Annotated in this window: 7 protein-coding genes; 5 read left to right on the top strand and 2 right to left on the bottom strand. The window is 66.1% G+C overall.

Annotated elements, in window-relative coordinates:
- The first annotated feature begins 102 nt into the window (after positions 1-102).
- The 3 genes from A9X05_RS26475 to A9X05_RS26465 all read left to right on the top strand — a co-directional run bounded on the left by A9X05_RS26475 (position 103) and on the right by A9X05_RS26465 (position 3,244).
- Positions 103-2,007: a YhgE/Pip domain-containing protein gene (locus A9X05_RS26475; RefSeq protein ID WP_067760470.1), complete on the top strand. Its 1,905-nt coding sequence runs from the start codon at positions 103-105 to the stop codon at positions 2,005-2,007.
- Positions 2,008-2,075: 68 nt separating this feature from the next.
- The gene (locus A9X05_RS26470) at positions 2,076-2,516 is read left to right on the top strand and encodes a VOC family protein (protein ID WP_082954804.1); all 441 of its coding nucleotides are present in this window, start codon (positions 2,076-2,078) and stop codon (positions 2,514-2,516) included.
- The gene (locus A9X05_RS26465; RefSeq protein WP_067760474.1) at positions 2,513-3,244 is read left to right on the top strand and encodes an SDR family NAD(P)-dependent oxidoreductase; all 732 of its coding nucleotides are present in this window, start codon (positions 2,513-2,515) and stop codon (positions 3,242-3,244) included. The genes A9X05_RS26470 and A9X05_RS26465 overlap by 4 nt, the downstream gene beginning before the upstream one ends.
- Position 3,245: 1 nt before the next feature.
- Here A9X05_RS26465 and A9X05_RS26460 read toward each other — a convergent pair whose 3' ends face one another.
- Positions 3,246-4,403, bottom strand: coding sequence for a Zn-dependent alcohol dehydrogenase (locus A9X05_RS26460; RefSeq protein ID WP_067760476.1), 1,158 nt, complete (start codon positions 4,401-4,403; stop codon positions 3,246-3,248).
- A gap of 9 nt (positions 4,404-4,412) precedes the next feature.
- Positions 4,413-5,639, bottom strand: a complete 1,227-nt coding sequence (locus A9X05_RS26455) for a cytochrome P450 (RefSeq protein ID WP_067760478.1) — start codon at positions 5,637-5,639, stop codon at positions 4,413-4,415.
- A gap of 151 nt (positions 5,640-5,790) precedes the next feature.
- Here A9X05_RS26455 and A9X05_RS26450 point away from each other — a divergent pair, with 151 nt between their 5' ends.
- Both A9X05_RS26450 and A9X05_RS26445 read left to right on the top strand, forming a co-directional pair.
- On the top strand, positions 5,791-6,150 hold the full coding sequence (locus A9X05_RS26450) for a Rieske (2Fe-2S) protein (RefSeq protein ID WP_082950250.1): 360 nt from the start codon (positions 5,791-5,793) through the stop codon (positions 6,148-6,150).
- Positions 6,151-6,155: 5 nt separating this feature from the next.
- Entirely contained in the window at positions 6,156-7,193 is a 1,038-nt protein-coding gene (locus A9X05_RS26445; RefSeq protein ID WP_067785116.1) for an amidohydrolase family protein, read from the top strand.
- Positions 7,194-7,202 lie beyond the last annotated feature (9 nt).

The raw sequence follows: 7,202 nt of genomic DNA, 5'->3' as shown, positions 1-7,202 counted from the left end.
CCAGCAGCGCACGGTCGTCGTCGGAGTCACCAACCCGCTCGGCACCGACGCACCCGAGCACGAGCTTCACGATCGCCGCGTCCTGACCGGAGGAGATTGACGATGTTGGCTGGACTTGCATTCGGCTCGGAGATCAAGCGTTTCGGTCGCAGCCGTTTGACGCGCGTGGCGATCGTGGTGCTGATGCTGCTGCCGCTGGTGTACGGGGCGCTGTACCTGTGGGCGTTCTGGGATCCCTTCGGCCACACCAACAAAATGCCGGTGGCCCTGGTCAATTCCGACCGCGGCGCCGTCGTCTCCGGCGAGCAGTTCAACGCCGGCGAGGAGATCGCCAAGAGCCTGACCGCGGACGGCGGGTTGGACTGGCACGTCGTGGACCTGGCCGAAGCGCGCAACGGAGTCGACCACGGCAAGTACTACTTCATGGTCGAGCTGCCACCGGACTTCAGCGCGGCGATCGCGTCGCCGGTGACGGGGCAGCCCAAGAAGGCCAACCTGATCGCCGTCTACAACGACGCCAACAACTACATCTCCACCAGCATCGGCCGCACCGCCATCAGCCAGGTGCTCAACGCGGTGTCCAGCCGGATCTCCGGCCAGGCCGTCAATCACATGCTGTCCGTGGTGGTTACGTCGGGCGCGGGCATCAAGCAGGCCGCCGAGGGCGCCGCTCGACTCGACGACGGGGCCGGGCAGCTGGCCGCCGGCCTCGACACGGCCAGGTCCGGCTCGGCGCGCCTCGCCGCCGGGGCCCAGCAATTGTCCGACGGAATCAACCAGGCCACCGACCCGCTGCTCGCGGTGACCCGGGCGCTGTCACAGGTCGGCGGCGACACGCAGCAATTGCAACAGGGCGCTGCCGCGCTGCAGCAGGCCAACGACCAGATCGGCGCCATCGCCACCGCACAAGACGGTGCCGCTGACGCGCTGTCGCCGGTGATCGATCAGCTCGCCGCGCGCCAGGATCCCTTGGCGAACAACCTGCGCAGCATCCAGGATCAACTGCGTGGCCATCAGTTCACGCCGCAGATCCGCCAACGCCTCACCGACGCGCAAAACGCCGCGATCGCGATGACCTCCGCCCTGCGCACGCCCGGCAGCCCGCTGGGTTCGGCCCTCGACCAGGTCGGCAACAAGGGGCAGGAGCTGACGAACAAGCTCACGCAGCTCCGCGACGGCGCCCAGCAGCTGTCCTCCGGCAACGCCGAGTTGGCAAGCGGCATAGTCAAGCTCGATGACGGGGCGCACCAACTCAAGGCGGGATCCGCCGAGCTGGCCGGCAAGCTCGGCGAGGGGGCCAACCAGCTGCCCAACTGGACGACTCAGCAAAAGGACGCGGTCGCAGACACCATCGGTGGGCCGGTGCAGCTCGCAGCCTCGCACGAGAACGCCGCACCCAACTTCGGCACCGGCATGGCCCCGTTCTTCCTGACGCTGGCGCTGTTCTTCGGCGCATTGGTGCTGTGGATGGTGCTGCGGCCCTTGCAGAGTCGCGCGATCGCCGCGGAGGTGCTCGAAATCCGGGTGGTGCTCGCCAGCTATCTGCCCGCGGCCACGATCGCGCTGTTCCAGGCGATCGTCCTCTACTGCGTGGTCCGGTTCGCCCTCGGCATGCGTGCCGTGCACCCGGTCGCGATGCTGGGGTTCATGATCCTCATCTCCGCCGCATTCGTGGCCGCCACGCAGGCGATCAACGCGCTCGTCGGCCCAGCGGTGGGACGGGTGCTGATCATGGCCCTGCTAATGCTGCAGCTGGTCAGCGCCGGCGGCATGTACCCCGTGGAGACCACTTCGCGGCCCTTCCAGGTCCTGCACCGCTTCGACCCGATGACCTACGGCGTCAACGGGCTGCGCCAGCTCATCCTCGGTGGCATCGACGGACGGCTCTGGCAAGCGATCACCGTGCTGGTTGCGATAACGGCTGTCGCGCTGGCAATCTCATCGCTGTCCGCACGGCGAGATCGCCTGTGGAACCTCACCAGGCTGATCCCGGCGATCAAGATGTAGGCAAACGTTCCGCGTCAACAATCGACGTTGCATGATGGTGGGCAAGCTCTGCAATCGAGAGGAAGCCCATGTTAGGTGTGCATCATTCGGCGATTTGCACCTCCGATGTCGAACGGTCGCTCCGATTCTGGTGCGAAGGCCTGGGACTGAGCCAGTTGATGGATTACGACTTCGTCGGCGATTGGCCGGAACTGTTCGGGGCCGGGAGCGATCGGCTGCGATCGGTGTTTCTCGGCGATCCGCAGACATCGGGCAGCGGGTTTGTCGAACTGGTGGAGGTGGCCGGCGCCCTTGAGGCACTGCCGGATTCGACCGCGTTACGGCACGGGTTCATGTTGCTCTCACTGCAGCGTGAAGTCGACGAAACGCTCGCCGCTTTGGCTGCATTGGGTTTCACCGACGGCGTGCGGCGCATCGATGTCGTGGCCCCGGACGGAAGGACCGTCGCGATGGCGGTGATCGAAGCGCCGGACGGGGTACTCGTTGAGCTGATCGGGCGGGCGAAATGAGCATCGCGCTGGTCACGGGCGGTGCGTCCGGAATCGGGCGTGAAGTTGCCGGACGGTTGCGCGATGCGGCTCACGACGTCGTCGTGTGGGATCTCGCCGATGCGGACATCGTCTGTGACGTCAGCGATCCCGACGCCGTGTCGGCCGCGATGGAACAATCGGTGAGCGAGCATGGCGCGCCCACCCGGATCGTCGCCTGCGCCGGGGTCGGTGCTTCGGGGCTGTTGCTCGAACAGTCGCCCGCGGAATGGAACCGGGTGTTGGGCGTCAACCTCACCGGCACCTGGCTGACGATCCGTGCCGGGGCGCAAGCGATGGTCGACGCCGGGGTTTGCGGCTCGATCGTCGCGGTTTCCAGTATCAGTGGCACCGTCGCCGACCGGGACATGGGCGCCTACTGCGTGTCGAAGGCCGGGGTGGACATGTTGGTGAAGGTCGCCGCCGTGGAATGGGGCGTGCACGGCATCCGGGTGAATGCCGTCGGGCCGGGCGTCACACGCACACCGATGCTGGCCAAGCCCGAACAACTCCCCGGCTGGGTGGAGGCACTGTCCGAACGCACGGCGCTCGGCCGGCTGGGGGAGGCAGACGACGTGGCCGGGGCGATCGTGGGCCTCCTCGAGTTGCCCTGGGTGACAGGACAAATCGTGCACGCCGACGGCGGCCTGGCCCTACACAGTCCGATTGACGCCTACGGCCAAGTGCAGCGATTGATGCGTCGGCGGTGATTCACCCGACTCCGTAATCGATGATGCCCCGGATGATCTTGCCGTTGCGGAGGTCGTCGTAGGCGTCGTTGATCTCGTCGAGGCGATAGCGGCGGGTGATCATTTCGTCGAGCTGAAGCTGCCCGGTCTGATAGAGCCGGGCGAGGCGGGAGATGTCGGCCCTCGGGTTGCACGATCCGAATATCGTTCCGGCCAGCGTCTTGTTCATCAGGATGAAGTCCTGCAGGTCGATCTTGACCGACCGCGTGAGCTGTGACGTCATTCCGGTGAGCACGCACGTCCCGCCCTTGCGGGTGAGCTGCAGCGCGTCGCGGACGTCGGCGGCGGTGATCAGCGAAGGCGAGACCACGACGGCGTCGGCCATGACGCCGTAGGTCAAGTCCCGCACCATGTCCTGCGCCTCGGCGATCGTGGCCGCGCTGTGGGTGGCCCCGAACTGCAGCGCCGATTTCTGCTTGAACTCCACCGGGTCCACGGCGACGATCTGAGCGGCGCCGCTGATCCGCGCGCCCTGGATCGCGCCAGTCCCGATCCCGCCCGCACCGATGACCACGACGGTGTCCCCGCCGCGTACACCGGCACGGTTGGCGGCCGAACCATAGCCGGTCGGAATGGCGCATGACAGCAACGCGCTCGGAGCCAGCGGCAGGGTCGGCTCGATTTTCACCAGCGAATTCGTCGACACCACAGTGTGTTCGGCGAATGCCCCGACCTTCGCCAGATGCCCCAGTGGCCGGCCGTCGGCGGTGTGATGACGGAAGGTGCCGTCGGTGGGCATTCCCGGGGTGAGGGTGAAAGCGCCGACGTCGCAGATGTACTCCATGCCGGTCGCGCACCAGCGGCACTGCCCGCACACCGCGACGAACGACATCACCACGTGGTCGCCGGGCGCGAAATCCGTTACCCCCTCGCCTACTTGCCGCACGATGCCCGAGCCCTCGTGGCCGCCGATCGTGGGAAACATCGTCGGCAGGCCGAGCGATCGCATCACCTCGTTGGGCGCCGACATGTCGCCTTTGAGGATGTGGTCGTCGGAGTGGCACAGCCCGGCCGCCGCCATCTCGACCAGCACTTCGCCGGCCCGGGGTGGGTCGAGCTCGAATTCCTCGACCGACCACGGCCCGCCGACGTCGTGCAGGAGCGCTCCTCTAGTTTTCAAGCGGCCTCCTCATGCGACCGGGGAGAAGGTGACCGGAAGCTTGTTGGGGGAGCGGAAGGTGAGCCCGACGATCTTGGACTCCTGGCCGGTCCCGTCGTCGGCCACGAAGGTCAGATCCTTGACGCGATCGAACAGGCTGTTCAGCATCACCTGCGTCTCGAGGCGGGCGAGATGCATGCCGAGGCACATGTGGATGCCGCCGGCGAATGCGATGTGCGCCTGGCGCGGCCGGCGGATGTCGAAGGTATTCGGGTCGGTCCAGCGGCTCTCGTCGCGGTTGGCCGATCCCATGCACATGTCGATCTGCGCGTCGGCCGGGATTGTCTTGCCGCCGATCTCGACCTCTTCGGTCGTGGTCCGCATGACCATGGTCAGCGGGGTTTCATAGCGCAGGCCCTCCTCGATCGCCATCGGGATCAGCGATCGGTCCCGGTAGACGAGCGCCAGCTGCTCCGGGTGGGTCAGCAACAAGTAGAGCAGGTTGCCCGACGAGCGGTAGGTGGTCTCCAGCCCGGCAGGCAGCAGCAGCCGCAGGAACGCGATGATGGCCTCGTCGGAAAGCTTCTCGCCGTCGATCTCGGCGGCCACCAGGTCCCCGATGATGTCATCGGTGCGTTTGCGCCGCCGCTGCTCGACCTGATCGAGGAAGTAGCCGTGCAACTCCGCTGCGGCGTTGAGCCCGGCCACGATGTCGGTCGGGATGGAGATGAGGTCGAGGGACAACCGCCGGAAGAGGTCGAGGTCCTCAGGGGGCAGGCCGAGGAGCGTGGAGATGATCCGGGTGGGGAACTCGAACGTCACCGCCTTGACGAGGTCCGCCTGGCCGTCGTTCTTGATTTCGTCGACCAGTTGGTCGCATACCGGCCCGATGACCGACGGTTCCCAGCGTTCCAGCGCGGTGGCGCGGAAGGCCTTGGCCACCAGGTTGCGGTGGTCGTGGTGTTCCTTGCCGCCCATCGCCAGGATGGTGTGGCCCATCACCAAACCGATCGTCTCGTCGTACTTGTGGGAGCTGAAGATCCGGTCATCGCGGAAGGCCTGAAACAGGGGGTCGTAACCGAACAGCACCCACTCGTCTTTCGGTCGCAGCTCTTCCGGCATCTGCGAGTGGTCGGCCAGGGCGCCGTGCCAAACCGGGTCCGTATGCCTCATGTACTCGAAGAACGGGTACGGGCTGGTTTCACCGGTGAAGTCGAGCGTGACGGGCTGGTTGGCGGGGTCGGTGCTGAGCGTCATTCAGCGCTCCTCCTGAGCAGCCGGTAAGCGGATTGGTACGCTGGGAATTTAGCTATCATAGTATAAATAGCAAGTAAGCCCAACGGGCTTGTCGTGGTTACCGTAACGGGCACAGTATTGATGCTGCGTGGCGTCGAAGGCGGTGATGCAAATGCCGGAGCGACGATTCGTGTGCGCACTGGACGACCTGCCGCCCGGCCAGATGAAGCTGGTCGACGTCGGCAAGTTCGGCGTCGGCGTGTACAACGTGCGGGGCGAGCTGTACGCGATCGTCAATTACTGCTCGCACGAGGGCGCCCCGCTTTGCCTGGGTCTGATCGGTGGCACCAATGAGTTCGCCCCGGACGAACCCGGCGGCCTGCGCCGTGTCCGCGACGGTCAAATTGTCCGATGCCCTTGGCACAACTGGGAATTCGACATCACCACCGGACAAAACCTCGCCGATCCGACGCGCCGCGTCCGTACCTACCCGGTTGACGTCACCGACGGGGAGGTGTTCTTGACCGCATGAGCCCCATGATCATCGACGCCAACGTGCAACCGCATTTCCGCTACAACGCGGAGATACGGCGCTATCTACCTGCCGCTCACCAGTTGCGGTCGATTCCCGACGTCGAACAGCAGTGGTACCAAGCGCCCGGCGGCGACTACCGGCAAGACCTCTACGGTGACCACTACCCGGGATCGGATCCCGAGACCGTCAGCCGGCACCTCTTCGAACGCGGTGTCGAGTACGCCATCCTCAACCCGCTGACCCGGGGCAACATCGCCGACTACCTGCTCAACAGCCGCATCTGTGCTGCGGTCAACGATTGGCTGCTCGACCGCTGGCTCGAGCCCGACCCCGCGGATCGGTTCCGGGGCACCATCCGCGTCAACCCGGAAGACCCCAGGGGCGCCGTCGCGGAGATCGAGCGGTTGGCCGACCACCCCAAGCTGGTACAGGTCGGCGTCCCGATGCAGTCGCGCGAACCGTACGGCAAACCGATGTTCGAGCCGATCTGGGAGGCCGCCGCCGCCCATGGGCTGCCGGTGGCGGTGCACATCAACGGCGGCAACGGCGTCGACTATCCGCCCACCTTCGCCGGACACGCCCACACCTATCCGGGCTATGCGGCGTTCATGCCGCTGAACTACTTCGTGCACCTGGCCACCCTCATCGTCGAGGGCGTGTTCGGCAGGCATCCCGGCCTCAAGTTCGTCTTCGCCGACGGCGGCTACGACATCCTCACCCCGTTGATCTGGCGGCTCGACACCTTCTGGGTTTCGATGCGGGATCAGACCCCGTGGGTGGACCGCTACCCGAGCGAATACCTGCCCTGCCACGTTCGGTTCTGCTCCTCGGCGTTCGACGGGCCGACCGATGCCACCGACACGCAGCGCTGGATTGAATTCACCGGGAAGTCCGACCTGCTGATGTATGGGTCGGCCTACCCCCACTGGTCCACCTCGCCACCCGAGAGCGTTGCCGACGGCCTCGACGCCGCGCAGCGAGACAAGGTGCTGTGGCGCAACGCCAGCGAGCTCTACGGATTGAAGGAGCGTGTCCGATGACGACGATCG

The sequence above is a fragment of the Mycobacterium sp. E3298 genome, from assembly GCF_001666895.1.
Classification (GTDB): Bacteria; Actinomycetota; Actinomycetes; order Mycobacteriales; family Mycobacteriaceae; genus Mycobacterium.
Note: the sequence above shows the minus strand (reverse complement) of the source record. Positions and strands in the feature narration are given on the sequence as shown.